Origin of the sequence: Flavobacterium galactosi, from assembly GCF_048158585.1 — a bacterium.
In the GTDB taxonomy this organism is placed as follows: domain Bacteria; phylum Bacteroidota; class Bacteroidia; order Flavobacteriales; family Flavobacteriaceae; genus Flavobacterium; species Flavobacterium galactosi.
Map to the genome: position 1 here is coordinate 400,940 of NZ_JBLNKV010000003.1, position 25,650 is coordinate 426,589.

23 protein-coding genes are annotated in these 25,650 nt (G+C 34.8%); 7 read left to right on the plus strand and 16 right to left on the minus strand.

What is annotated here, in order from left to right; all coding sequences use genetic code 11:
- Positions 1–100: 100 nt before the first annotated feature.
- The gene (sppA, locus tag ACM55M_RS08500; RefSeq protein WP_416857126.1) at positions 101–1,861 is read left to right on the plus strand and encodes a signal peptide peptidase SppA; all 1,761 of its coding nucleotides are present in this window, start codon (positions 101–103) and stop codon (positions 1,859–1,861) included.
- A 183-nt stretch (positions 1,862–2,044) separates the two neighbouring features.
- A complete protein-coding gene (locus ACM55M_RS08505; protein WP_416857128.1) occupies positions 2,045–4,687 on the plus strand; it encodes an AsmA-like C-terminal region-containing protein in 2,643 nt (880 codons plus the stop codon).
- A gap of 54 nt (positions 4,688–4,741) precedes the next feature.
- Here ACM55M_RS08505 and ACM55M_RS08510 read toward each other — a convergent pair whose 3' ends face one another.
- The gene (locus ACM55M_RS08510; protein ID WP_416857130.1) at positions 4,742–5,536 is read right to left on the minus strand and encodes a DUF2797 domain-containing protein; all 795 of its coding nucleotides are present in this window, start codon (positions 5,534–5,536) and stop codon (positions 4,742–4,744) included.
- 95 nt (positions 5,537–5,631) lie between these two features.
- On the opposite strand from ACM55M_RS08510, the gene ACM55M_RS08515 reads away from it, so the two are divergent.
- Positions 5,632–7,155, plus strand: coding sequence for a GH3 auxin-responsive promoter family protein (locus tag ACM55M_RS08515; protein WP_416857132.1), 1,524 nt, complete (start codon positions 5,632–5,634; stop codon positions 7,153–7,155).
- Between the two features lie 12 nt (positions 7,156–7,167).
- On the plus strand, positions 7,168–7,317 hold the full coding sequence (locus ACM55M_RS08520; protein WP_416857133.1) for a hypothetical protein: 150 nt from the start codon (positions 7,168–7,170) through the stop codon (positions 7,315–7,317).
- Positions 7,318–7,375: 58 nt separating this feature from the next.
- Here the strand turns inward: ACM55M_RS08520 and serB are convergent, their stop codons facing one another.
- The 7 genes from serB to ACM55M_RS08555 all read right to left on the minus strand — a co-directional run bounded on the left by serB (position 7,376) and on the right by ACM55M_RS08555 (position 14,115).
- Positions 7,376–8,614, minus strand: coding sequence for a phosphoserine phosphatase SerB (gene serB / locus ACM55M_RS08525; protein WP_416857135.1), 1,239 nt, complete (start codon positions 8,612–8,614; stop codon positions 7,376–7,378).
- A gap of 195 nt (positions 8,615–8,809) precedes the next feature.
- Positions 8,810–9,244 (minus strand): VOC family protein, encoded by a 435-nt coding sequence (locus ACM55M_RS08530; RefSeq protein ID WP_416857137.1) that lies wholly within the window; start codon positions 9,242–9,244, stop codon positions 8,810–8,812.
- 23 nt (positions 9,245–9,267) lie between these two features.
- A complete protein-coding gene (locus ACM55M_RS08535) occupies positions 9,268–9,708 on the minus strand; it encodes an SRPBCC family protein (protein ID WP_416857139.1) in 441 nt (146 codons plus the stop codon).
- A 27-nt stretch (positions 9,709–9,735) separates the two neighbouring features.
- Entirely contained in the window at positions 9,736–10,149 is a 414-nt protein-coding gene (locus ACM55M_RS08540; protein ID WP_416857141.1) for a VOC family protein, read from the minus strand.
- A 291-nt stretch (positions 10,150–10,440) separates the two neighbouring features.
- Positions 10,441–11,673: an ATP-dependent Clp protease ATP-binding subunit ClpX gene (clpX, locus tag ACM55M_RS08545; protein ID WP_416853622.1), complete on the minus strand. Its 1,233-nt coding sequence runs from the start codon at positions 11,671–11,673 to the stop codon at positions 10,441–10,443.
- A gap of 86 nt (positions 11,674–11,759) precedes the next feature.
- Positions 11,760–12,434, minus strand: a complete 675-nt coding sequence (clpP, locus tag ACM55M_RS08550) for an ATP-dependent Clp endopeptidase proteolytic subunit ClpP (protein WP_416857143.1) — start codon at positions 12,432–12,434, stop codon at positions 11,760–11,762.
- A 355-nt stretch (positions 12,435–12,789) separates the two neighbouring features.
- Positions 12,790–14,115 carry a trigger factor gene (locus ACM55M_RS08555; RefSeq protein ID WP_416857144.1) on the minus strand — a complete coding sequence of 442 codons (1,326 nt, stop codon included), beginning with the start codon at positions 14,113–14,115 and terminating at the stop codon, positions 12,790–12,792.
- 434 nt (positions 14,116–14,549) lie between these two features.
- Here ACM55M_RS08555 and ACM55M_RS08560 point away from each other — a divergent pair, with 434 nt between their 5' ends.
- Complete coding sequence (locus tag ACM55M_RS08560) at positions 14,550–15,293, plus strand: toll/interleukin-1 receptor domain-containing protein (protein ID WP_416857146.1); 744 nt, start codon at positions 14,550–14,552, stop codon at positions 15,291–15,293.
- Positions 15,294–15,393: 100 nt separating this feature from the next.
- Positions 15,394–16,368: a hypothetical protein gene (locus tag ACM55M_RS08565; RefSeq protein ID WP_416857147.1), complete on the plus strand. Its 975-nt coding sequence runs from the start codon at positions 15,394–15,396 to the stop codon at positions 16,366–16,368.
- Between the two features lie 158 nt (positions 16,369–16,526).
- On the opposite strand, the gene ACM55M_RS08570 is transcribed toward ACM55M_RS08565, so the two are convergent.
- The 3 genes from ACM55M_RS08570 to ACM55M_RS08580 all read right to left on the minus strand — a co-directional run bounded on the left by ACM55M_RS08570 (position 16,527) and on the right by ACM55M_RS08580 (position 17,893).
- Positions 16,527–16,904: a hypothetical protein gene (locus tag ACM55M_RS08570; RefSeq protein ID WP_416857149.1), complete on the minus strand. Its 378-nt coding sequence runs from the start codon at positions 16,902–16,904 to the stop codon at positions 16,527–16,529.
- A 144-nt stretch (positions 16,905–17,048) separates the two neighbouring features.
- Positions 17,049–17,222 (minus strand): hypothetical protein, encoded by a 174-nt coding sequence (locus ACM55M_RS08575; RefSeq protein ID WP_416857151.1) that lies wholly within the window; start codon positions 17,220–17,222, stop codon positions 17,049–17,051.
- A gap of 353 nt (positions 17,223–17,575) precedes the next feature.
- Complete coding sequence (locus ACM55M_RS08580) at positions 17,576–17,893, minus strand: hypothetical protein (protein ID WP_416857152.1); 318 nt, start codon at positions 17,891–17,893, stop codon at positions 17,576–17,578.
- Positions 17,894–18,037: 144 nt separating this feature from the next.
- On the opposite strand from ACM55M_RS08580, the gene ACM55M_RS08585 reads away from it, so the two are divergent.
- Positions 18,038–18,217: a hypothetical protein gene (locus ACM55M_RS08585; RefSeq protein WP_416857153.1), complete on the plus strand. Its 180-nt coding sequence runs from the start codon at positions 18,038–18,040 to the stop codon at positions 18,215–18,217.
- Positions 18,218–18,391: 174 nt separating this feature from the next.
- Here the strand turns inward: ACM55M_RS08585 and ACM55M_RS08590 are convergent, their stop codons facing one another.
- The 5 genes from ACM55M_RS08590 to ACM55M_RS08610 all read right to left on the minus strand — a co-directional run bounded on the left by ACM55M_RS08590 (position 18,392) and on the right by ACM55M_RS08610 (position 25,649).
- A complete protein-coding gene (locus ACM55M_RS08590; protein WP_416857154.1) occupies positions 18,392–19,210 on the minus strand; it encodes an MOSC domain-containing protein in 819 nt (272 codons plus the stop codon).
- A gap of 45 nt (positions 19,211–19,255) precedes the next feature.
- On the minus strand, positions 19,256–21,901 hold the full coding sequence (locus tag ACM55M_RS08595) for a multicopper oxidase domain-containing protein (protein ID WP_416857155.1): 2,646 nt from the start codon (positions 21,899–21,901) through the stop codon (positions 19,256–19,258).
- Positions 21,902–21,938: 37 nt separating this feature from the next.
- Positions 21,939–24,473, minus strand: a complete 2,535-nt coding sequence (locus tag ACM55M_RS08600) for a heavy metal translocating P-type ATPase (protein ID WP_416857156.1) — start codon at positions 24,471–24,473, stop codon at positions 21,939–21,941.
- 59 nt (positions 24,474–24,532) lie between these two features.
- Entirely contained in the window at positions 24,533–24,982 is a 450-nt protein-coding gene (locus ACM55M_RS08605) for a heavy metal-binding domain-containing protein (RefSeq protein WP_416857157.1), read from the minus strand.
- A gap of 106 nt (positions 24,983–25,088) precedes the next feature.
- A complete protein-coding gene (locus ACM55M_RS08610) occupies positions 25,089–25,649 on the minus strand; it encodes a helix-turn-helix domain-containing protein (protein WP_416857158.1) in 561 nt (186 codons plus the stop codon).
- Position 25,650: the final 1 nt, after the last annotated feature.

Genomic DNA, 25,650 nt, shown 5'->3' on the forward strand with positions numbered 1-25,650 from the left:
AGTATCTTTGCAAAGAGTGTTGATAACTAATTCTAGAATTATAAAACCTAAAATTTGTAACAATTCGCCCTCTTTTTAGACTTATTAAAAAAATATAAATATGAAGTTTTTAGGAAATGTGTTGGCGACCATAATCGGTATTTTTATCTTTTTTATGCTATTCTTTTTTGGAATACTAATTATAGGAGCCATTTTTGGAGGTGAATCGGAAGGAATTAGCGTAAAAAGCAATTCAGTTATCGAATTAAATTTAGAAGATATAAAAAATGATTATGCCGGTAAATTCAAAGATCCTTGGGTAACCATTTTTTCTGATGGAAAAAACATAGGTCTCACCGATATTATCAGTGCTATTGAAGAAGCAAAAACTGACGATGACATCAAAGGAATTTCTATTTTGAATGACGAATCCCAATTAGGAATGGCCCAAAGTAAAGCTTTAAGAGATGCATTAGAAGATTTCAAAAAATCAGGCAAATTTGTAATGGCTTACGCTAATTCCTATTCTCAAAAAGAATATTATTTAAATTCAGTTGCCAAACCTATTTACCTAAACCCTGTTGGCGATATGGATTTTAAAGGACTGTCTGCGGAAATCTTGTTTTTCAAAGATTTTCAGGAAAAATCAGGCGTTAAAATGGAAGTAATTCGTCATGGAAAATACAAAAGTGCTGTTGAGCCTTTTTTGGAAAATAAAATGAGTGATGCTAACAGAGAACAAACTTCGGCTTTATTGAATTCTATTTGGAATTCTGTGGTAACAGAAATTTCAAAAAGCAGAAATGTATCGGTGGTGAAACTAAACGAAATTGCAAACGGACTTCTGGCAAGAACTCCTCAAATGGCAAAAACACAAGGATTGGTTGATGTTGTGGCCTACGAAGATGTGTACCATAATGCTATTAAAAACCGATTGAAAGTAGACAAAGAAGAAGATTACAACAAAGTAGCTATTTTAGATTATGCCAAAAAAGTAGCTACAACTTCAAAAAACACTGATGCTAATGATAAAATTGCCATTATTTATGCTCAAGGCGAAATTCGTAGCGGGGAAGGTGATGTAGATGTTATAGGAGAAGGATCGATGCGCCGTTCATTACAAGAAGCGAGAAAAGACAAGAACATAAAAGCCATTGTTCTTAGAATTAATAGCCCTGGTGGAAGTGCTTTAACATCCGATTTGATTTGGAGAGAAGTTGAATTAACCAAAAAAGTGAAGCCAGTGGTCGTTTCGATGGGAAATTATGCGGCTTCAGGAGGGTATTATATTGCTTGTAACGCGAATAAAATTTTTGCCGAAAACAATACTATTACCGGTTCAATAGGTGTTTTTGGGATATTACCTAATTTCAGTCAATTGACAAAGAAAATCGGGATAAATGTAGAACAAGTAAAAACACATGAAAACGCTGCGAGATACAGTCCTTTTGTCCCATTGGATGAAAAACTAAAAGCAGTTACACTTGAAGAGATTGAACACATTTATAAAACTTTTGTTACGCATGTGGCACAAGGAAGAAAAATGACTTTTACGCAAGTGGATGCTATCGCACAAGGAAGAGTTTGGGCTGGTTCCGAGGCAGTCAAAATTGGACTTGTAGATAAAATTGGAGGTTTGAATGATGCTATACACGAAGCTGCTGCTTTGGCAAAAACAAACACTTACTCGACACAAAACTATCCTGAATACGAAAAAGACTTTAATGATCTTTTAGCTAATCTGCCATTTGGTAAGTCTAAAGAATCTTTTATCAAGGAAGAAATTGGTGAAGAAAACTATAAAATCATCGAAGAAATAAAAAGATTACAAGCTCAAAAAGGAGTTCAAGCCATGATGCCTTTTGAAATTAACATCAAATAAAATCCTTACAACATCTGATAGAAAATCCGTTTAAGTAAACTTAAACGGATTTTTTTACAAAGAAAAAAGGGTGTATTTCGTTATTTATGAAAACATTACAAATGTCATAAACTATAATCGCTATTTTTGTAAGAAGTCAGGCAGGGTTTTTGCTAAACTTATAAATTCTTAAGAAAACAAATTATGCTAAAGAAAATTTTAAAAATCATTGGGATTCTAATTGTCCTACTTGCATTATCTTTATTTGCTATACCCTATTTTTTTAAAGATCAAATAAAAGCCAAAATTGCCGCAGCTATCAATGAAAAAGTAGATGCCAAAGTCACTTTTGCAGATGCCGATTTGAGTTTATTCAAAAATTTTCCAAACGCGAATGTGACTTTGGATAAGTTAGTCATTATCAACAAAGCTCCTTTTGAAGGTGATACGTTAGTTTCATTAGGTGAATTGAATTTAAAGATGTCCATAAAAGAACTTTTTAAAGGCAAGAACGAAGCAATGAATATTGACGGAGTAACTTCAAAAAACGGGTTAATCAATATCATATTCAATAAAGACGGGATTGGGAATTATGACATTGCCCTGAAAGATAAAAACACTAAAGATGAGGGTAAAAGCAGCCCTTTGTCATTAAAAATTCAGAATTATAAAATCGAGAATTTCAAATTCAAATATTTTGACGAAAGTTCAAAAATAAAAATGGTAATTGATAGTTTAAACCATGAAGGAACCGGAGATTTTGCCGCAAAAAAATTGGATTTGGTTACCCAGTCAACAGCAAAAGTCACGCTAGACATGGATAAAGTCAATTATATGAAAGATGTCGCTTTGACTTTAGATGCCGTTTTGGGTATTGATTTAGAAAAAAGTAAATACACATTCAAACAAAACAAAGCGTTAATCAATCAATTACCGTTAGAATTTGATGGGTTCATTCAAATGGTTGAAGCGGGTCAACAATATGATTTGAAATTCAAAACGCCAACTTCTTCTTTCAAAAATTTCTTGGGAGTTATCCCAGCGGCTTATGCGGCAAGTTTGGACAATGTGAAAACAACTGGTGATTTCACAGTTATGGGTTTTGCAAAAGGATTATATTCTGATACAACTGTTCCGAAATTCAACATTAAAATTGCATCAAACAATGCTTCATTTAAATATCCTAATTTACCGAAATCGGTTCAAAATATAGTTATTGACACTAAAATCATTAATGAAACAGGAATTCTGAACGATACGTATGTCAACCTTGACAAACTTTCTTTCAAAATAGATCAGGATGTTTTCAATGCTAAAGCCAATATCAAAAATATAACCCAAAATGCAATTGTCGATGCGGCTTTAAAAGGAACCATCAACTTGGCCAATCTTTCCAAAGCATATCCTGTAAAGTTAGACAAACATTTATCAGGTATTTTAAAAGCAGATGTAACGACAAAATTTGACATGCAATCCGTAGAGAAAAGTCAGTATCAAAATATTAATAATTCAGGAACGATGAGTTTGTCTGGTTTTAACTATGTGGATGAAAACGGTAAAACGATGAACATTAGCAATGCCTTAGTCCAGTTTAATCCGAGTCAGGTCAATTTGAAAGAGCTTAATGCAACAACTGGAAAAAGCGACATTAGCGTAACGGGAGTTTTAGAAAATTTTTACGGATTTATTTTTAAAAACCAAGAATTGAAAGGGAACTTCAACATGAATTCCAAACAATTAGCCGTAGATGATTTCATGACAACCGGTGAAAAAACTAAAACTGACCCGAGTGACAGCGAACAGGCGAAGCAAACTAAAAAAGTGGAAGCAATGAAGATTCCAGCTTTCTTAAATTGTACGCTTACCGCAAAAGCGACTACGGTTTTATATGATAATTTGACCTTAAAAGACGTTTCGGGAAAACTGATAGTAAAGGATGAAAAAGTAACTTTGGAAAACGTAAAAACTTCAATTTTTGGAGGAACAATTGGAGTAAATGGAGCTGTTTCCACAAAAGGAAAAACGCCAGTTTTCAATATGGATTTAAAATTAAATCAAGTCGATATTGCACAATCGTTCACTCAACTTGATATATTGAAAAAAATTGCGCCAATTGCCGGAATCATCAACGGGAAGTTAAATTCAAACATCAAATTGAATGGAAATCTTGATGCAACAGAACTAACTCCTGATTTGAAAACACTGACTGGAGATTTATTGGGCCAGTTGCTTTCAACCACTATAAATTCGAGTAATTCTACTTTGTTAACGGCTTTGGGCTCTAATCTGAAGTTCATTGATGTAAGTAAAATTAATTTGAATGATTTGAAAGCGGCCATCACTTTCAAAGACGGAAAAGTGAATGTAAAACCATTTAACATCAAATACCAAGATATTAAAGCAACAATTGGCGGTTCTCATGGTTTTGACCAAAGTATGAATTACAATATCAAATTTGATGTTCCGGCTAAATATCTGGGTTCAGAAGCCAATGCATTAATTGCTAAATTGTCTCCTGCTGATGCTGCTAAATTGGAAAACTTCCCTATAAATGCCATTTTAACCGGAAACTTCACCAATCCAAAAATATCAACTGATATAAATAGTGCCGTTACCAAGTTAACAACTCAGTTAGTGAATCAACAAAAAGAACGATTAGTAAAACAAGGGACTTCGGCTTTAACTGATTATATCAATAAAAACAAGAAACCAAACGATACTACAAAAACAGCAACTCCTTCAACAAAGGAAGAAACTACGAATGCTGTAAAAACAAAAGCAACCGATTTATTAAATGGATTGTTTAATAAAAAGAAAAAAGCAGAAGAGCCTAAGACGACGCCTTAAACTATTTTATAGACTAAAAAAAGCCTAAAAGTTTCAATACTTTTAGGCTTTTTTTTATACATTAATCGTCACCACATATCCTTCAGAACCGCGGATATTGAAAACTGTCCCATCGTCAAAAAGAAGGTATTGCCCTTTTATTCCAGTGAGTTTTCCTTGAAACTTAGGTGTTTTATCTAAACTCAGACTATTTACTTTATTTGGATAGTGTAAAACGGGATAATGCATTTCGTATAAATCATTTTTTTGCGAATAAAAATACTCCTGAACTTCTGTTGGAATTAAATTCTCCACTTTCAATCTTTCAGCAATTAAATCGATTTGTTCGACATTATTGGTCAACATTTTGCGCCAATTTGTTTTATCCGCGTAATGGTTTTTCAAAGCTACCTCAGTAATCCCCGCTAAATATCGATTGGGAACTTCAACAATAGAAATCGCTTGGGTAGCGCCTTGATCAATCCATCGGGTTGGCACTTGTGTTTTTCTGGTCACCCCTACTTTTACTTCGCTTGACAAAGCCAAATATACAATATGCGGTTGCAGCTGTACTTTTTCTTCATAAACTAAATCCCTATCCTGAATTCCAAGATGTGCCGTACTCAATTCAGGTTTCATAATCCAATCTCCTACAGCAGCACTAGAATAGAAACAATCGTAACAAAATCCTTGACGGAATATCTTTTTCTTCTTTCCACAATTCAAACATTGGTATCCCACAAAATTAATTTCAAGATTTTTATTCAGCAACTGATTCACATTCAAAAAACTATTCTCAAAAACTAAATAATATTGAATTGGGTTTCCAAATTCAGTCTGCATTTTTGTAAGTACACCTTCGTAAGTCATTCTATTTAAAGTTTCAGGTTTAACACATCAAGTTAAACAAATTTTGTTATTTTTGGTAAAGTTATAATTCGTAATTCATAATTCATAATTAAAAAATGCCACTAACCATAATCAATTCGTTTGCCTCTTGGGTTCTGAAACAACGCATCCATCAGATTGAACTTTTTTTAAAATACCCGAACGAGGTTCAGGAAGAATTGCTTATGAATTTAATTCAGTCATCCAAAAATACTGTTTTAGGCAAAGAATATGATTATGCTTCGATAAATTCCTATGCAACTTTTGCTGATCGAATTCCTATTTCTACTTATGAAGAATTACAGCCGCTGATTGAGCGAACTCGTAAAGGTGAACAAAATGTTTTTTGGGAAGCCCCTATAAAATGGTTTGCAAAATCCAGCGGAACAACGAATGCCAAAAGTAAATTTATTCCGGTAAGCAATGAAGCGCTGGAAGATTGTCATTATAAAGGAAGTAAGGATTTGTTGTGTTTGTATTTAAATAACAACGAAGAATCAGAACTCTTTCTTGGAAAAAGTCTGCGTCTTGGCGGAAGCTCACAAATCTATGAAGACAACAATACGTTTTTTGGAGACTTGTCTGCGATATTAATCGAAAATATGCCTATTTGGGCTGAGTTTAGCAGCACGCCAAGCAGCAAAATTTCCCTAATGAGTGAATGGGAAACAAAAATCGCAGCGATTATAAACGAAACGAAAAACGAAAATGTAACCAGTTTTGCAGGAGTTCCTTCGTGGATGTTAGTTTTAATGAATAAAATGCTGGAAGAAGCTGGGAAAGGAAATTTATTTGAAATCTGGCCCAATCTCGAAGTGTACTTTCACGGCGGTGTAAATTTTGAGCCCTATCGAGAACAGTATAAAAAAATACTCCCGAAAAAAGATTTTAAATATTACGAAATATACAATGCCTCCGAGGGATTTTTTGCCATTCAGGATTTAAATTATTCCAGTGATTTATTATTAATGCTGGATTACGGAATTTTCTATGAATTTATTCCAATGGATACTTTTGGCACACCAGATCAAAAAGTAATTCGTTTGGCCGATGTAGAACTTTTCAAAAACTATGCATTAGTGATTACTACCAATTCTGGTTTATGGCGCTATTTGATAGGCGACACCGTACGTTTCACCTCATTAAATCCCTATAGAATTCGGGTCACTGGTAGAACCAAACATCATATCAATGTTTTTGGCGAAGAATTGATGGTTGAAAATACGGATCAGGCTATTGCCAAAGCCTGTAAAATAACGCAAATGGAAGTAGTTGATTATACTGTTGCTCCAGTATTTATGAATGGTAAAGAAAAAGGCGCCCATGAATGGATGATTGAATTTAAAGATAATCCAGCTGATATATCCCAATTTCAGAAAGTATTGGACGAGTCCATACAATCCTTAAATTCTGATTACGAAGCAAAACGCTACAACAATATGACATTGAATCAATTAGTAATTAATGTAGCCCGAAAAAATTTGTTTTATGACTGGTTAAAAGGGAAAAATAAACTGGGCGGGCAACATAAAATTCCAAGATTATCAAACCAAAGAGATTATCTGGAGCAATTGAAAAGCATGCAGTTTCGAACAGCTTAAAAAAACGGGAAGATGAAAAATATCTTTTACATCTTGATAACGGTAATTTTTTTGTGTTCCTGCGGACCACACAGAATGCGTTGTGGAGCCAGAGGAATTTGTAAATCTCCCGAAAAACAAACATTGGAAAAACCTAAAAAAGTATCTATCATTAAGGCATAAAAAAGACTGTCCAAAAATTACTTTTAAGACAGCCTTTTTTATGTATTATCATTTGCACTTATTCCTCATCCATCATATCAATATGCCTGTCGTGATAGCCTAACAGGTATAAAACACCGTCGAGACCCAGGCTAGAGATTGAAGTAGCTGCATTTTCTTTGACTGTTGGTTTGGCATGAAAAGCAATTCCTAAACCGGCCAGGTTCAACATAGGTAAATCATTTGCACCATCACCCACAGCAATAGTTTGATTGATATTTATGCCTTCTTTTTCCGCAATAGCTTTTAGATATTCGGCTTTCTTTTGTCCATCAACAATTTCACCCAAATATTTACCGGTCAATTTACCGTCTTTAATCTCCAATTCATTGGCATGAACGTAATCAATCCCTAATTCCTTTTGTAAATAATGACCAAAGTAGGTGAATCCACCCGATAAAATAGCGGTTTTATATCCGTAATATTTTAAGGCTTTCATCAAGCGATGCGCTCCTTGTGTTATAGGAAGATTTTCAGCAACTGTTTGTAGCACATCTTCACTTAGGCCTTCTAACAAAGCCATACGTTGTTTAAAACTTTCACTAAAATCAATTTCGCCATTCATAGCCGATTCAGTAATGGCTCTAACTTGTTCGCCTACACCCGCTAATTCAGCTAATTCATCAATTACTTCCGTTTGAATTAAGGTAGAATCCATATCAAAACACACCAAACGTCTGTTTCTTCTATACATATTGTCTTCTTGAAAAGAGATATCCACATCTAAAGTTCTAGAAATTTCCATAAAACTAGCAGTCATCGACGTTTTATCGACAATATTACCCGTTACTGATAGTTGTACGCAGGAACGAGGATATTCTTCTTTTTCAACCACAGAAATTCTACCAGTTAATCTTATTATAGAATCTATATTCAAATTTTGGTCCGACATTATTTTGGTCACAGCCGCCAATTGTACAGCTGTCAATGTTTCTCCCAAAACATTGATGATGTAGCGTTGTTTGCGCTGTGCTTTAACCCAAATTTCGTAATCCGGAATAGAAATTGGAATAAAGTTAACTTTAATCCCCAATTCATAGGCTTTGAACAATAAATCTTTCAAAACAGGCGCCGAACTAGACCCTGCTTGTATTTCAAATAAAATACCCAAAGATAGCGTATCATGGATATCGGCTTGACCAATATCTAAAATAATGGCATCATAAGTCGCTAATATGGATGTTAAACCAGCTGTTACTCCAGGTTTATCCTGACCAGAAACTTTTAATAAAATAATCTCTTTATCTTCTACTGCCATTTTTATTACTATTGATTTACAATGGACAAAAATCGGCATTCTAATGGTGATAAAAAAGAATAATGTTTGTTTTTTTAAACAATAACAAATAGTTTAAATTCCCCATAAAAAAAACTGTCCAAATGAATGAACAGGTTTATATTTATGAGAAAAATACAAACTTTACTAAGCAATCTTCAAGCTTTTCAATGCTAATTATTTTTCATTTTCATCAAAATTTATCATCCAACTGATTCCGAATTTATCTACAAACATTCCAAAATAAGCACCCCAAAAGGTTTGATTCATTGGCATCGTTATCGTTCCTCCTGCCGACAGTCCGTTAAACAATTTATTAGCTTCTTCTTTACTCTGAGCATTGATTGAAAGTGAAACGTTTTGTCCAAAAGCAACTTCCCCACTTGCTGAATTGCTATCGCTTCCCATTAATACAGATCCATTACCTATTGGCAATGTAACATGCATGATTTTATTTCCATCTGCTTCAGAAAGCACGGGATTCCCTTCTGCCGGCGGCATATCTTTAAACTTTCCAATATAAGGGAACTCCCCACCAAATACAGATTGATAGAATAGGAATGCTTCTTCGCAATTTCCATTAAAAATTAAATACGGATTAATTGATGCCATAATGCTATTTTAAGATTAATATTTTATTTTTCTTCAGAAAGTTTCTTGACTAAATCTAAGCCTTTTGGTAAGGTAGTTTTGAAATAATCGACATATTTTTCAACTGAATCCATTTTAGCTTCTAAAACAGTCTGACCATTATTTTCAGTTAATTGATAGGTTTCCATAGCACCAGCCCATTCTTGAATTGCATCATCAACAGGCATTGCCTTAAAGTTTTTGATTTCACTCAAATGTTTAAAAGCGATGTATTCATTATCAATTTTCTTGTAAATAATGCTATTCATTCCGTCCCCATTTGGAGATAAAAAATGAATTTTACTGCCTTCTTTCCAATCGCTTACCGCATAACTCCCTTCACAAAAAACAGATGTCCATTGTTTGTATGTTTCTTCATTCCATAAAACGTCCCAAACTTTTTCTTTTGGAGTTTTTATCTCGATTTTAAATTCCAGTGTTGTCATTTTGTGTTTTTTTAGATTAACTTAAAACTATAGTTTTGGTACTTTACTAAAATCCATATATAACATATTCCAGCGATGTCCGTCTAGGTCTGCAAAACCACAACCGTACATCCAACCTTGATTTTCGGCTGGTTTAGCGAAAACTGTACCTCCGGCTTCTTCTACTTTCTTCGCGAATTCATCCACTTCTTCTTTACTTTCTGCATCAATAGAAATTAGAATTTCTGAGCTTACAGTAGTATCTGTAACCTTATTTTGAATACAGCTTGCAAATTGATTTTCTTCAAAAAGCATGACCCCAAAATTAGTTTCTCCAACTAACAGGCATGTTGAATGCGACGTATCGTACTGCCCATTAAATGAAAAACCAATTTCAAGAAAGAATTTTTTCGAAATTTCAATATTTTTAACGGCTAGATTAAGCCAGACTTTTTTTATCATCTTTTTCTATATTTTAGATTTAAAACCTTAGACCTATTTTTTAAAAATTATCCAAAATTGCCTGCCAACCTTGTTGTTGCAATGCTTCTGGATTTTCTACTTCGGAGCCAAATTTTCAACTATAAATTTACACATTATTTAAAATCAGATCTGTTTTTATAATCGAAAATATCACTTTAAAAAATTAGCAGAAAATAATCCATAAAAAAACCTGTTCAAATAAAATGAACAGGTTTAGTACTATCCTTTGTCAAGGTTTAAAACTTTGACAAAGTTATTTTTCTTAAAACTTTAAGATGCAATCTCCAAACGTTTCAATAAGTTTTTATTCAACGTTTCTTTTGCATAATCCACGTCAATTTCTAATATTTTATCATCAGAACTTGGCAATTCATACATCGCATCGGTTAAGATAGCTTCACATAAAGAACGCAATCCACGAGCACCTAATTTATATTCCAAAGCTTTATCAACAATAAAATCCAATGCTTCGTTTGTAATGGTGAATTCAACATCATCCATCAAAAACAATTTTTCGTATTGCTTGATTAACGCATTTTTAGGTTGTGTCAAAATCGCACGCAAGGTTTCTCTGTCTAAAGGATCCATGTGTGTCAATACGGGCAAACGACCAATAATCTCCGGAATCAATCCAAAATCTTTGATGTCTTTTGGAATAATGTATTGCAACAAATTGTCTTTGTCAATATTGTCCACATTTTTAGAAGTAGAATAACCAACAGCTTGACGGTTTAATCGTTTCGAAATAATTCTTTCGATTCCATCAAAAGCACCACCGGCTATAAACAAAATGTTTTGTGTATTGACTTCAACAAATTTTTGGTCTGGGTGCTTACGTCCTCCTTTTGGTGGCACATTCACAACAGTTCCTTCCAATAATTTCAATAATGCTTGTTGCACACCTTCCCCAGAAACGTCACGCGTAATAGACGGATTGTCACTTTTACGTGCAATTTTATCTATTTCATCAATGAATACAATTCCGCGTTCCGCTTTGGCAACATCATAATCCGCAGCTTGCAAAAGACGCGTCAAAATACTTTCGACATCTTCCCCAACATAACCTGCTTCTGTTAAAACAGTCGCATCAACAATAGCCAAAGGCACATCCAACATTTTTGCAATGGTTTTAGCCACCAATGTTTTTCCTGTTCCTGTTTGTCCCACCATGATGATGTTGCTTTTTTCAATCTCAACCTCATCGTCTAATTGCTGTTGCATCAAACGCTTGTAGTGATTGTAAACTGCAACCGACATTACTTTTTTAGTTTGATCCTGTCCAATTACATATTGATCCAAGAACGCCCTGATTTCTTTTGGTTTCTTCAAAATCAAATCTCCAACCAGTTTTGAACTTCCGCCGGATTTTAATTCCTCTAAAACAATTCCATGTGCTTGTTCGATACATTTATCACAAATATGTGCATTGATACCAGCAATCAACAAATTGGTTTCTGGCTTCTTTCTTCCACAAAACGAACACTCTAATACTACTTTTGCCATTCTTTTTTTGTTTAAAGCTTAAGAAGTTTAAAGTTTAAAGTTCCCACAGAAACCTTAAACTTTAAACCTTAAACTTGTAACTAAATTTATCCTCTTACTAAAACTTCATCAATCATTCCGTATGCTTTTGCTTCTTCGGCAATCATCCAATAATCACGCTCGCTGTCCGTATGTACTTTCTCGAAAGTTTGTCCGGAATGATGCGAAATAATTTTGTACAACTCATCTTTCAGTTTCAACATTTCGCGTAAGTTGATTTCCATATCTGTTGCAACTCCTTGCGCTCCGCCTGATGGTTGGTGAATCATTACTCTTGAATGTGGCAGAGCCGAACGTTTTCCTGCAGCACCTGCACACAACAGCACCGCTCCCATAGAAGCTGCCATTCCGGTACAAATAGTGGCTACATCTGGTTTGATGTATTGCATCGTGTCATAAATTCCCAATCCAGCGTAAACGCTTCCTCCAGGAGAATTCAAATAAATCTGAATGTCTTTTGAAGCATCAGCACTTTCAAGGAACAATAACTGTGCTTGAACGATATTTGCTATTTGGTCGTCAATTCCTGTTCCAAGGAATATAATTCGGTCCATCATCAGCCTGGAGAAAACGTCTAATTGCGAAATATTCAACTGACGCTCTTCGATGATATAGGGAGTCATGTTTTTAGGAGTCATTGCGCCTACGATTTTATCGTAGTACATAGAGTTTACGCCGTGGTCCTTTGTCGCAAATTTTTTAAATTCTTTACCGTAGTTCATATTTTTTTGTTCTAAGTTTTACGTTATTATCTTGAGTTCCATTTAATGCAAAGGTCATACCTCTTTATAAATGATGTCAATATGTCTTATTTTTAGCCCAGATTACTTCACCTGTCTTCTATTTTAAGCGGAGTTCAGTGAACTTCGTTTGCAGTGAAAAGCTTTTTGAAATGGCTGGCATTTTTTTGTTGGCAAAAAAAAGCGACCAAAGGAAGCTCTTATTTTACCTTACAAAAAAGGCAGCAATGAAAAAACTTGTAACGTATAGCTGGATTGGCTCCTGAAATTAATTCAAATAAAAGAGCGCCAAAAAAATTATTCTTTTGACGCTCAAATATACTTATTTTTTTAGAAATTATTCTCCGTATGAAGCGGCAATAAATTCGTCGTACGTTACTTCTTTAGTAGTAGGATTTGCTTTCTCTTTGAACAATTCCAATAATTTCTCCGCAACAACTTGGTCCGAAAGTCTTTTTACTTCGTCTTGGTTAGACAAAACTCTTGCAACAATTCCTTGAACTTCTTCGTCAGTAGGATTCGTTTGCCCGAATTGCGCCATTTGTTGTTTGATATTTTTTGTCGTGAATGTTTTCAAGTCTTCAAAAGTTATTTTGATGTCGCTTGAAGCCATTGCTCTACCTTCGATCAACTGAAAACGCAATCCTCTTTCTGATCTTGTATATTCTACTTCAGCTTCTTCAGGAGACAATTTTTTCTCTCCTACAGTTTGCAACCATTTTTTCAAGAATTCAGATGGCAAGTCGAATTTTGTGTTTTCGATCAAGAAATCCTGAACATCAGCCAATAATTTTTGATCCGCTTGTTGTGCAAATTGATTTTCAGCGTCTTCCTTGATTTTTGCTTTCAATTCTTCAAGTGAAGCAACAGTTCCTGCTCCAAAAAGTTTATCAAACAATTCTTGGTTCAATTCAGCCAATTCAGCTGTATTGATCGCTTCAATTGTAAAATCTACATTAACTTCTAATCCGTGAACGTCATCATGACTTACTTTCATAACATCCATCAATTGATGATCGTCTTCAAATAAACCTTTAGTGTTTACAGTCACTACATCCCCTACTTTTTTACCAATGAATAAATCAAAAGTCGCTTTGTCTTTGAAAAGATCCGCAGCAATAGTGGTAGCGTTATTAATTCCTTTTTCTTCGTTTGTGAACGTTCCTGTTACATCTGAATCTGCAGCAACAACTTCTTGAGGAATTGCAGTTCCAAATTGTTTTTGGATGCGTTCTACTTGACCTTCGATTAATTTATCATCAGCAGAAACTACATATTTAACGATGTCGTTTTTAGCTTCCAGATCCAATTCGAAGTTTGGCACTAAACCAATTTCATATTCAAAAACCAATTCTTCAGTATCCCAAGAAAAATCTTCGTTTACTTTAGCAAGTGGCGTTCCAAGAAGGTTTAATCTTTCCGATTGTACGAAACGCTCTAAAGCTAAATCCACCACTTTCTGAACTTCTTCTTGTTTAATCCCTTTACCGTATTGTTTTTCAACAAGATCTTTAGGCACAGCCCCTTTTCTAAATCCTTTAACAGTTGCCAAAGGCATTTTTTCGTTTATTCTTTTTGCTACTTGCCCTTTGTAATCCATTTGAACAACTGTCATTACAATTGTCTCAGTTACAGCGTCTGTTGCTACTCTTTTAATATCCATCTTCTTCTTTAATTTACATAATAAAATTGGACTGCAAAATTATAAAATTTTTCCAACCCAAACAAGCTTTTTAGTGCCGAACCTTCGGGATTGAATTTTAGGCAGTTATTTGACAAAATCACGGGTCTGAAAAGGAAAATAATTTGGGCGTGTCCCTCCGTAAAAACTGCGGGTCAGGCTGTACGTTACAATCTTTTATTGCGCTTCGCTTCATAAAAGGATTTTCACTGCCATCCTTCACGCGGGTCGAGGTATACGACAATATAAAGTTGCGTTAATATTTTGTAATAATTTATTTATATATTTGAAAATAAATATTGTGTGATAATTATCATATCTATCTACCAAAATTTGGGTCGCTTTGTGTTATTTTGTCAGACATATAAACAAGTTGGCGATAATTTTTCCATAAAAGAAACATTAAATTAATAATCATGAGCATAAGAGTTCCAAAAGTTTTTATATCATATTCACATGACTCACAAGATCACAAAAAATGGGTGTTAGAATTGGCTATACGATTCCGAAATAATGGTATTGATGCAATCATCGACCAATTTGAATTGAAAGCTGGAGATGATGTTCCACATTTTATGGAAACTAACTTGGCACTTGCAGATAAAATAGTTATGGTGTGCACTGAACGTTATGTAGAAAAAGCTAATAATGGTGAAGGCGGAGTGGGATATGAAAAGATGATTATTACTTCTAATCTTTTAAAAAGAATTGATGAAAATAAAGTCATCCCTATTATTAGACAAAAGGGAGAAATTAATTTACCGACATTTTTAAAAAGCAAGTTGTATATAAATTTCTCTAAAAATGATGATTTTGAATATAATTATGATGATATAGTTAGAAACATACACAATACACCATTATTTGAAAAACCACCAGTAGGTAATAATCCTTTTTTGCCAGTCGCAAAGGAAAGCCTTGATGGAGACATAAAATTACTACATGATGCTTTGCGGGAAATAGCTCAATCTCAAGGTGTTGGTGACTTTGTTAATTCAAGTAATATTGCAAGTCAATTAGACGTTTCAAAAATTATGTTTCGAGTAATAGGAACGAAATTGGAAAATTTAGGATATGTCAAATGGCTTTCAGGAAATAACTATATACAAGTTACGGATAAAGGAGTCATGTACGCTTTCGAAAATCAATTGATAAAATAAAACTATCTCCAACACTTGCTACAATTGATTTGGGCAAGTGGCTTAATTTAGTCCCAAACCCGCTATAATACCAGAACGTTATCAGTAAGCTTAAAAAACTATGAGAATATTTGGAAAATTAAAACAACAAGAAGAAGAGGCTAGAAAAAAAGCAATCCCTTCACAAGTATTCTTTAATCACTTCTTCTCAATTTCTTATCACTTTGATTATAATGAGGAAAAATACTCATTAAAAAAAATAGACTATTACAATAAACTCACTCTAAAAAATCCAGAATTTGAATTAGATCAAGTTCGCAAATTACTATGGAATTCATGGAGTACAGAATATGCTTTCTCCCTTTCATCATTAGTTGACAATAATGATTATTATAAATTTGCAATGCATTGGACTTTTCCACAAGCATATTACTCAATATATCTTTGTATGACTGCTTTTCATGAAACACAAGGCATTGCAAATGAACAGCATGAAAAATCCATAAAGGTATTTGGAAATTCTGTGAAAGACGGTCATTATCCAAAAGTTATGAGTTTCTACTGCAAAGGTCTTCATGAGCAATTTGAATATATTGGTTTAGAAGAGTTTAAAAAATTTCTAAAAGACCATAGTGTTTTATCAAAGATAAATTCTTTGGATGAGGCTCAAACTCAAATTGCTTCATTTTTGAAATCAACAAGAAGAAAAAATGCTGATACAAAAAGAGAAAAGCTAAAAGCGAATAAAGACCCAAAGTTTGTGAATAAAAAAGGCGAATTTAGAAAATCTTTTAGCAAACAACATTGGAATTTAATTTATCAAACAATCCCAGAAACAACCGTATTAAATATAATGTATCGTTTAAGAATTAAAGCAAATTATCATGATGTTGAAACGTTTATAAATGCAAAAATTGATTTTAAAACTTTTCATGAATGCTTAAGTAATATCGTAAATTATGTCAATTTTGTTCATGAAGCATACATATGTAAAGTGATTGGAAACGAAGAATATGAAAAGATTTTAAATGGATTTCCAAATCATCTTAATGAAAATACAGCAAAGAAAAGATATCAAATGATGTGTGGAAAATAAAGCCTAGCTCTGCAAAGTGTTCATTCAAAGAATAAATTTATCGTATAAGCTGCGCAAACGTCTCTGACTTTTCTCTACATAAAAATGCCTCCAAAAAGCTTTTGACTTTTTTGGAGGCAGTTCATTTAACCAATAAAAAATAGCTTTTTTTAAAGCGATTAGTTGAACTGTGCAGCCACATATTCAATTAAACTTTCATCATCCATTTTATTAGAAGTACTTTCTTTAGTCTCAACATTTTTATATTGTGGAGTCTCATTCAAATATTTAATAAATTGTTCTTGAGCAGTACCAGTTCCTGTCACATGCAATTCATCAACATTTTGCATATGAGTAGTAATGTTTTTGAATAGTTTATGAAGTAAATCTCTTTCAGCATTGTTTGCTGCATTTTCGCTTGAATTACGACCTTGTCCGTCAACTTTTTCGTGACCTAATATTACGAACTCCCCTGAATCTATATTTTCTCTTCCTACAATAGTTGCATGATGTGAATCCATCCAGACACCAAATTGTTTTTTGTTTTTTTCTGACATTATTATATGTTTTTATATTAATACTTGTATTTAATTCTAAAAATCCTGCGCTGAGAAGACAGATTAATTTCCACTTTAAGCAATGATCTGTAAACCATTTAATTGTTGAGCTTTGTTTCTCATCCTAACATAATTTCTAATTATTTAAACTCCTTTTACAGTTGTTCCTACTGCCAAAACAAAGAAACCAACAAGCAATAGTGTGTAATTATGTTCTGTTAAAATTTGAACATGTGTGAAATGTCCAATAATTCCAAGTATACCACAAATCAACCCTATAATCCAGGTTATTTTCTTTGGTGCTGAGGGGTTATTCATATAAAATAATTTTAAATGATGATTCAAATAATTTGTTACTAAGAAGCAAAAATAACCCTATACATTTGTAAAAATGTAATACAATTTTTGGCAATAATTGTATAATTCACACATTTCCAATAAACAAGCTGCGCAATCGTCTCTTTGCGTCCACAGTAATGAGCTAATAATAATGTGAATATGAAGTGCTAACGGCAGAAAGGATTTGGTACAAAGTCGGGAGACTTTGCACAGTATAAAAACCATGAAATCGGATTTGTAACTAGACAGCATGAATTTATACAATAACGTTAATCCAAAAATAAATGGTATTTTAGCCACAAAAACCTAGTAGCTTTACACAAATTGATAATTCAAATTAAATAAATTGACAAAGTATTTAAAATATCTTCTTTCCCTCTTTCTGGCTTTTGGCCTGATGGTGAATGATGGTGCTTTAGATTCTCCATCAAATTCGGCAGATTATTACCAATTCTCGAACGTAATTCTAAGAAGAGAATTAAACTATAAGCGTTCAAAATTATACGTGTTCCATCAGGTAAATTCGTCTGAAAAAACGGCATTCCTATTTCACTTAATTTATCTCCAATTTCAAGATAGTTACGCTCTTCAAATTCCAGTTCTTCTAAAATTACAAACGCAGCTTTATCAAAAAATATGTTCATTTGCATCTCAATACATTTTTATAAATGAGATGATTACTTCCCGAAATTCCTATAAAGGTTTATACACAGCCTAGAAATTTATTTCTACGCATTTATGCAATTCCATGCATAAAGAGGATACCAAATGTCTAATCATTTATCATTTACAAAATGTATAAACACAACCATAAAACCCGTTTAGAGCAATCTAAACGCCCTATTCTTTGGGCAAAAAGAAAAATTATGCTAATTATTACTGCCTTTATGATCGGGATGTCAAACGGAATGAATGTGGGAGACAATACGATTAACGGAAATCAAAATCACACGGAACAACATAAAAAAGATTGATTTGATTGCCTGTACATACGTTGCAACACACAACTATAAACGAGAATAGTATTAAAAGTCGGGTTGCACTACGGAGTCTCCCGACTTTTTAGCTATTTCAATAAGTAATAAATTTAAGCAAGAAATCGGGAAACTTCGCCAACTGATAAAACACTCGCGAAGCGAAAATGGAACTTAGATCGAAATCAAAACGGCAATAGCATCACCAACAGTAACAAGACCGGTTCCAGAACCTATCAAGTTTTGCCCAAACAACACATTATTTCCCACTGTCCTGTATTTTGCCAAAGTCCGTAAAGGATCTTTTCCTGAGGTCACTCCTTTTTCTTGGTCAATAGTTGTCATTACGCATCTTCCGCAAGGTTTTACGCCAAAAAAAGTTAGTTCACCTATTGTAAATTCTTTCCAAGATTCCTCTTCATAAGCGTCACCGCCTGTACAAACAAAATTAGGTCGAAACCGATTCATAGGCAATGCTTCCTTCATACGCGAATTCAAATCATCCAATGACGATTGACCAATCAACAAAAAAGGATAGCCATCCGAAAAAGAATTAATATCAGCTTCCGTAACGGCATATTTAGCCTCTACTTTTCGATGACTTTCCTCGGGCATGTAGACCAAACGAGCCGAAAATCCCAATATTCGGGAAAACCAATCTGAAATAACCGAATCGACTTCATACGCCTGAATGGAGTCCTCCCAAACCATCACATCAATTTTAGTTTCGATTTCCGAAAAAGAGTGCTGCAGCGGAAATTGTATCGTTTCTAATTGCACCCGATGTGTAATATTCAGAAAATCCTCTTTAATTTCAGGTTGAAAAAGAGCTAATTCCGGATGTTCCCTTTGCGACAGAAACAATCCATTTTCATCAACCAACAACCAACGGCGATCGTGCTCCAAACCACGATCGGTCACTTGAGCTTCTTGTAATTTAATTCCACCTAATGATTTTACAGGATAAATCCAGATTTCTGAAAGTTGTACCATAGCACTATATTTTTCCCAAAATTACAAAAACAAAGTATTCCGTTTTTAATAATTCAAACTCAATCCAAAACCAAATCCCATATCACTGTCATAATGCGTTGTGATTCCAAAATTTCTCTTGACAATATACCGCAAACCGGCCATGTATTCATTATCGGTATTCCACATTAAATTCATGCGCAATCTTTTGGAAACGGGAATATCCATGCGTTCAAATTGCAATCTGAAATTCCCGTCGGTAAATACTTCTGCTTGCGCTTTTATGAGCATGGGCAACGTATATTCGACTCCGGCACTGAAAACAGCACGATTATCTTTGGTATTGGCTTGACCAAAAAGATTTTCTTCCATTGCTCCCATTTCCATTTTTCGGTACCGCCAGTCAAAACCTATGAACGGCATCAGCCATTGCATTTTCCCAATGTATCGTCCAATGTGTGTTTCGGTTTCATACCCGTGATGATCGCTGTAACCCAAACGCCATTCGGTACCAATACTCCAACGCGTGTTTCCTAACATTGCCATTCCATCGTTTCCATTGGTGGCAAAATCATTTTCGGCCATCAAATGAAAAGCGCGATCATCAGCAAACAATTTGCGTTGCGCTAATTTTGGATTTGGAATCAAAGGATTTGGCTCTTGATTTTCATAACTAAAAACCCTTCCCATTCCCGCCATCATGTGATAGAGAATGTGACAATGAAAAAACCAATCGCCTTTAACATTCGCATTAAACTCAATCGTATCGGTTTCCATCGGCATAATATCGATGATGTTTTTTAGCGGTGCGTATGCTTCTTTTCCGTTCAGCACTCTAAAATCGTGTCCGTGTAAATGCATCGGGTGGCGCATCATGGAGCCGTTAAATAGTACGATTCGAACATTCTCTCCTTTTTTAATTAGAATTTTATCGGCTTCCGAAACTACTTTATTGTCCAGACTCCACACGTAGCGATTCATGTTTCCTGATAATTCAAATCGTAATTCTTTTACCGGTGCGTCTTTTGGCAATATTGTTTTCGTGGGTGATTTCAGCATCGCATAGTTCAAAGTAGTAATGTCAGATAATGCATTACTATTATAATCCTCCTCCGTCATTTTCATGCCATCCATCTTCGGTGCGGTTTCCTCCATTTTCATTTTTCCCATATCATGAGACGAATGATCCATTTCAACTTCTTGTTGTCCTTCTTCTTTAGAATCTATCGGCCCCGTGATTTCAGGATACATTACTACATTCATATCCATTTGATTCAGCGACATTTTCATCCCCATATCATCTAAATCGCCATTCATTTTCATCATGCCGTTCATCATTTTCATCCCTTCAAAATATTTTAATTTTGGCAAAGGCGAAATCAATTGTTTCACACCGTCCCCAACATACAAAGACGCGGATTTTGTTCGATCTTCAGAAGTTACTAAAAATTCAAAAGCGGTCTTCTCGGCAGGAATAGTCACAACAACATCATAGGTTTCGGATACAGCAACAATCAAACGATCCACTTCAACTGGTTCCACATCGTTTCCATCACTGGCCACCACAGTAATTTTCCCACCGGCATACGTCAGCCAAAAATAGGTAGAGGCGCCGCCATTGGCAATCCGCAATCGCACTTTATCTCCCGCTTTAAACTGCGAGAGTTGACTTTCATTTTTGCCGTTAATCAGAAACGTATTGTAATACACATCGCTTACATCCATCGCATTCATTCGTTTCCATTCGTTGGTGACTTTTGTCTTGAAATGTCCCGCTTTTATAGCTTCTGCATAACTTTGTGTAGTTCCTTTTTGAATCGCAAACCAGTCCGTCGCATTGTGCAACATCCGATGTACATTTTCCGGTTTCATATCCGTCCATTCGCTCAGAATAATTGGCACCGTTGGCAAATCATCAATTCCTTCTCTAAAAGTGGTATCTTCATTTCTTTTGTTCATAATAAACAAACCATACATTCCAATCTGTTCCTGCAAACCGGTATGACTGTGATACCAATGTGTTCCGTGTTGAATAATTGGGAACGTATATTTATGGGTAGTATGTGGTTTGATTGGCATTTGAGTCAAATTGGGTACACCATCTTCTTTATTAGGCAAAAACAATCCGTGCCAGTGCAACGAAGTATCTTCATTTAACTCATTATGCACATAAATTTCGGCAATATCGCCTTCGGTAAAGGTGAGCGTTGGCATCGGAATTTGTCCGTTTACCGCTATTGCTCTTTTAGGCGTATCGCCAAAAGTGACAATGGTATCGCGAACATATAAATCATACCGAACGGTTCTAGGCGGTGCATTTTTCGCTGTTCTTTTAACGGGCTCCGCTTTCACTGTGATGCTGTCTATAGGAGTAGCCCCATGATTTTGATGCGCATCCGCACTTGCCGCTTTGGTTTGATTCACGCTGGTTCGCAACGGCATTTGCTTTTTAACAATTGCTTTTGGCGCTTGTTTTTTGACAACTGCTTTTTTTACTGGTTTAACTTTTTCTTTGATTAAATCCATCCCACATTTGGGACATTTCCCGGGTTTATTCGCATGAATTTCCGGGTGCATCACACAAGTGTATGTTACAGGCTGTGTTTGAAGAATGGATGCTTTTCTGGAAATGGTAATTCTATTTTTATTTTCTGCTTTTGCAAAAGGAGAAATAAACATCAGGAATACAATTAGTAGTACAGTACTTTTCATGTTTTTTAATTTTATAAGAAACTTTAAATATTTTTATTTAAAGTTTTAACCCACGCAATCGCAACGCATTAACAATTACGGAAACCGAACTGAAACTCATGGCCAAAGCCGCAATCATTGGCGAAAGCAACACCCCAAAAAAAGGATACAAAACACCTGCGGCAATTGGAATTCCCAACACATTATAGAAAAAGGCAAAGAATAAATTTTGTTTGATATTTCGCATCACGACATGACTTAAGTTTTTCGCTTTGACGATGCCTTGTAAATCACCTTTTACCAAAGTAATTTTAGCACTTTCAATAGCGACATCCGTTCCGGTTCCCATAGCAATTCCGATGTCGGCTTGCGCCAAAGCCGGAGCATCGTTGATTCCGTCACCAGCCATAGCCACAATTTTCCTTTCGGATTGCAATCGTTTTATTTCTTTCAGCTTGTCTTCGGGCAAGCAACTCGCTTTAAACGAACTTAAATTCAATTGTGTCGCCACTGCTTTTGCCGTGTTTTCATTATCTCCGGTAAGCATAATTACTTCAACTCCCTGACGTATCAATTCTTTAATCGCTTCGACACTTGTTGCTTTTATGGCATCGGTTATCGATACAAATCCCACCGCGATTCCGTCCACTGAAATATAAGAAACCGTTTTTCCTAGTTTTTGTTCGGCTGTGATTTTATTTTCTAATTCTTCAGAAACTGAAACATTCACTTGCTCCATCAATTTTTTATTTCCAAGAGCTACTTTTTTATTGGTAACTGTACCAATGACTCCTTTACCGGAAATCGCTTCAAAATCCTTTACTTCGATTAATGAAACTTCTTTCGCTTTCGCAAAATTGACTACGGCTTGCGCCAAAGGATGTTCGCTGTACTGATTTAAGGAAGCAATACTTTGCAATAAAGAATCCTCGTCATTATTTATTGCAAATACTTTTTCAACGGAAGGTTTTCCTTCGGTAATTGTTCCTGTTTTATCGGTAATCAGAACATTTACTTTGTTCATATTTTCCAATGCTTCTGCGTTTTTTATCAAAACACCTGATTGTGCGCCTTTCCCCACACCAACCATTACCGACATAGGCGTCGCTAATCCCAAAGCGCAAGGACACGCAATAATTAATACGGCAATCGCATTAATAAATCCATAAACCAATGCGGGTTCCGGTCCAAATCGTGCCCAAACAAAAAAGGTGATTACCGATGCAAAAACAACAATTGGCACAAAATATTTAGCGATTTTATCCGCTAGTTTTTGGATTGGTGCTTTAGACCTACTGGCAGTATTCACCATTTGTACAATTTGCGAAAGCAAGGTTTCCGAACCTACTTTTTCGGCAATCATCACAAAGGATTTATTTCCGTTGATTGTTCCTGAACTAATGCTGTCGCCTATTTTTTTGTCAACGGGAATGGGTTCGCCTGTAATCATCGATTCATCAATCGTACTTTCTCCATCAGTAATTTTTCCATCCACCGGAATTTTATCTCCAGGTTTCACACGCAATAAATCTCCTTTTTTGATGTCGTGAATTGAAATTACTTTATCAGCTCCGTCGATAACCAAAGTGGCTTCGGTAGGTGCTAATTTCAACAATTCTTTTATCGCGCCACTGGTTCGACTGTGCGCTCTGGCTTCTAATAACTGACCTAATAAAACCAAAGTTAATATGACTGTTGTTGCTTCAAAATAGAGTGAAACCGTTCCGTTATGGGTTTTAAATTCATTGGGGAAAATAGTTGGGAAAAACATTCCGATTAAACTAAATAAAAACGCCACTCCTGTACCAATTCCGATAAGGGTAAACATATTGAGATTCCAAGTAATGATGGATTTCCAAGCGCGCTCAAAAAACATCCAGCACGCATAAAAAACTACAGGAAGCGATAAAATGAGTTGTACCCAATTCCATTTTGAAGCATCCATCATTTTCATTAATGGATTATTCGGAATCATCTCTGACATGGCAATTAAGAACACTGGAACTGTAAAAACTACTGCAATTTTCATTTTACGCACCAAGTCATTATATACCTTATTTTCTTCAGAATCGGTAGGTTCCATTGGCACTAAATCCATTCCACAAATAGGGCAAGAACCTGGACCTTCTTTGATTACTTCGGGATGCATGGGACAAGTGTACATTGTTTTACTACTTGCCAATGCTGCTTCTTTGACCAAATCCATTCCGCAAACGGGGCAACTTCCTGGCTTATCATAGACTTTTTCGCCCTCACAATGCATTGGGCAATAGTATTTTCCTTGCGCATTACTGGGTACAGTTATTGTCGTTTTCTCTTGAGGTTTATTCGAACTGCAACATGATTTCTCGATTGGCTTTTCAGTTGTTTCATGAGAATCAACCCCATTATTCATTGCTATTGTATAATTTCCGGAGGCTATCAATACCTCTTGCAATTGAGCAGTGGGAATATGTTCATCCATTGTTATCGTTGCCATTGGCGGATCCAAAGTAACTGTTGCTTGAATTCCATCGATAGCATTCAATGTTTTTTCGACTTTGGAACGACAACCGTCGCAAGACATTCCGGTGACTGTATAGGTATGTTTCATAATGTTGAATTAAAAAAAATCGGTTCTATAAATTTTTATAGAACCGATTTGAAAAAACTTTAATGTTGATGATTCTCTTCTTTTTTATCACTTTCTGTTGGAGTCATTTGCATACCGCATTTAGGACATTTTCCAGATTTATCACTCATTTCTTTCGGATGCATTGGACAAGAATAGGCTGATTTTTCAACTTTTTCAGGAGTCATTTTCATACCGCATTTAGAACATTTTCCAGGTTTATCAGAAGTTGTACCATCCATTTTACAAACGTACTTTGATACTACTGCTGTTTTTCTCCCTTTACCCGAGGTGTCGTGTTTTAATGTTTTTACCAATTTCATTCCGCACTTACTGCACTCTCCTTCTTTACTGCTCATTTCATCCGGATGCATTGGACACGTATACATTTCTTTATGCATTTCCTTTTGGGAAGATTTCACAGCTTCTTGAGCTGATGCCATTGAATTCACTGCTAAGAATACGCTTAGTACGATAATTAATTTTTTCATTTTTTCTATTATTAAAATATTAAACTAAAGATTCATTTCTACAAATCAAAGGTACAAGACCTATTATTTTGACTTGTTGTAGAATTTTGGAAATGATTTGTAAATTTTACAACCCATCAATTTGTACTCTGTTATTTTCTTTTAATTGTTTAAAATGAGTTGGCGTAACGCCCGTAATTTTTTTAAACTGATTACTCAAATGCGCTACATCGCTATAATTCAATTTAATTGCAATTTCACTTAATGTCAATTCTTTATACATTAATAATTCCTTCACTTTTTCAATCTTTTGAGCAATAAAATAATGCTCAATAGTTGTCCCTTGAACTTCCGAAAATAAATTACTCAATGTATTATAATCTTGCCCTAATTGCTCTGACAAATAGCTTGACAAATTAGTTTTCAATTCATTATTTTGATGATGAACCAAATTAACAATTAGGCATTTAACCTTCTCAATAGTTATCGTTGTTTTATCCTCTAATAATTCAAATCCAAGTGACTGCAACTTTTTTTCTAAATCATGCTTCTGATTGCCTTTGAAATCGCCTAAAAATTCAACTTCACCTAATTCCACCGAAACAGGAAAAATTCCAATTTTTTCGAGTTCTGATTTCACAACCATTTTACAGCGATCACATACCATATTTTTGATATAGAGCTTCATA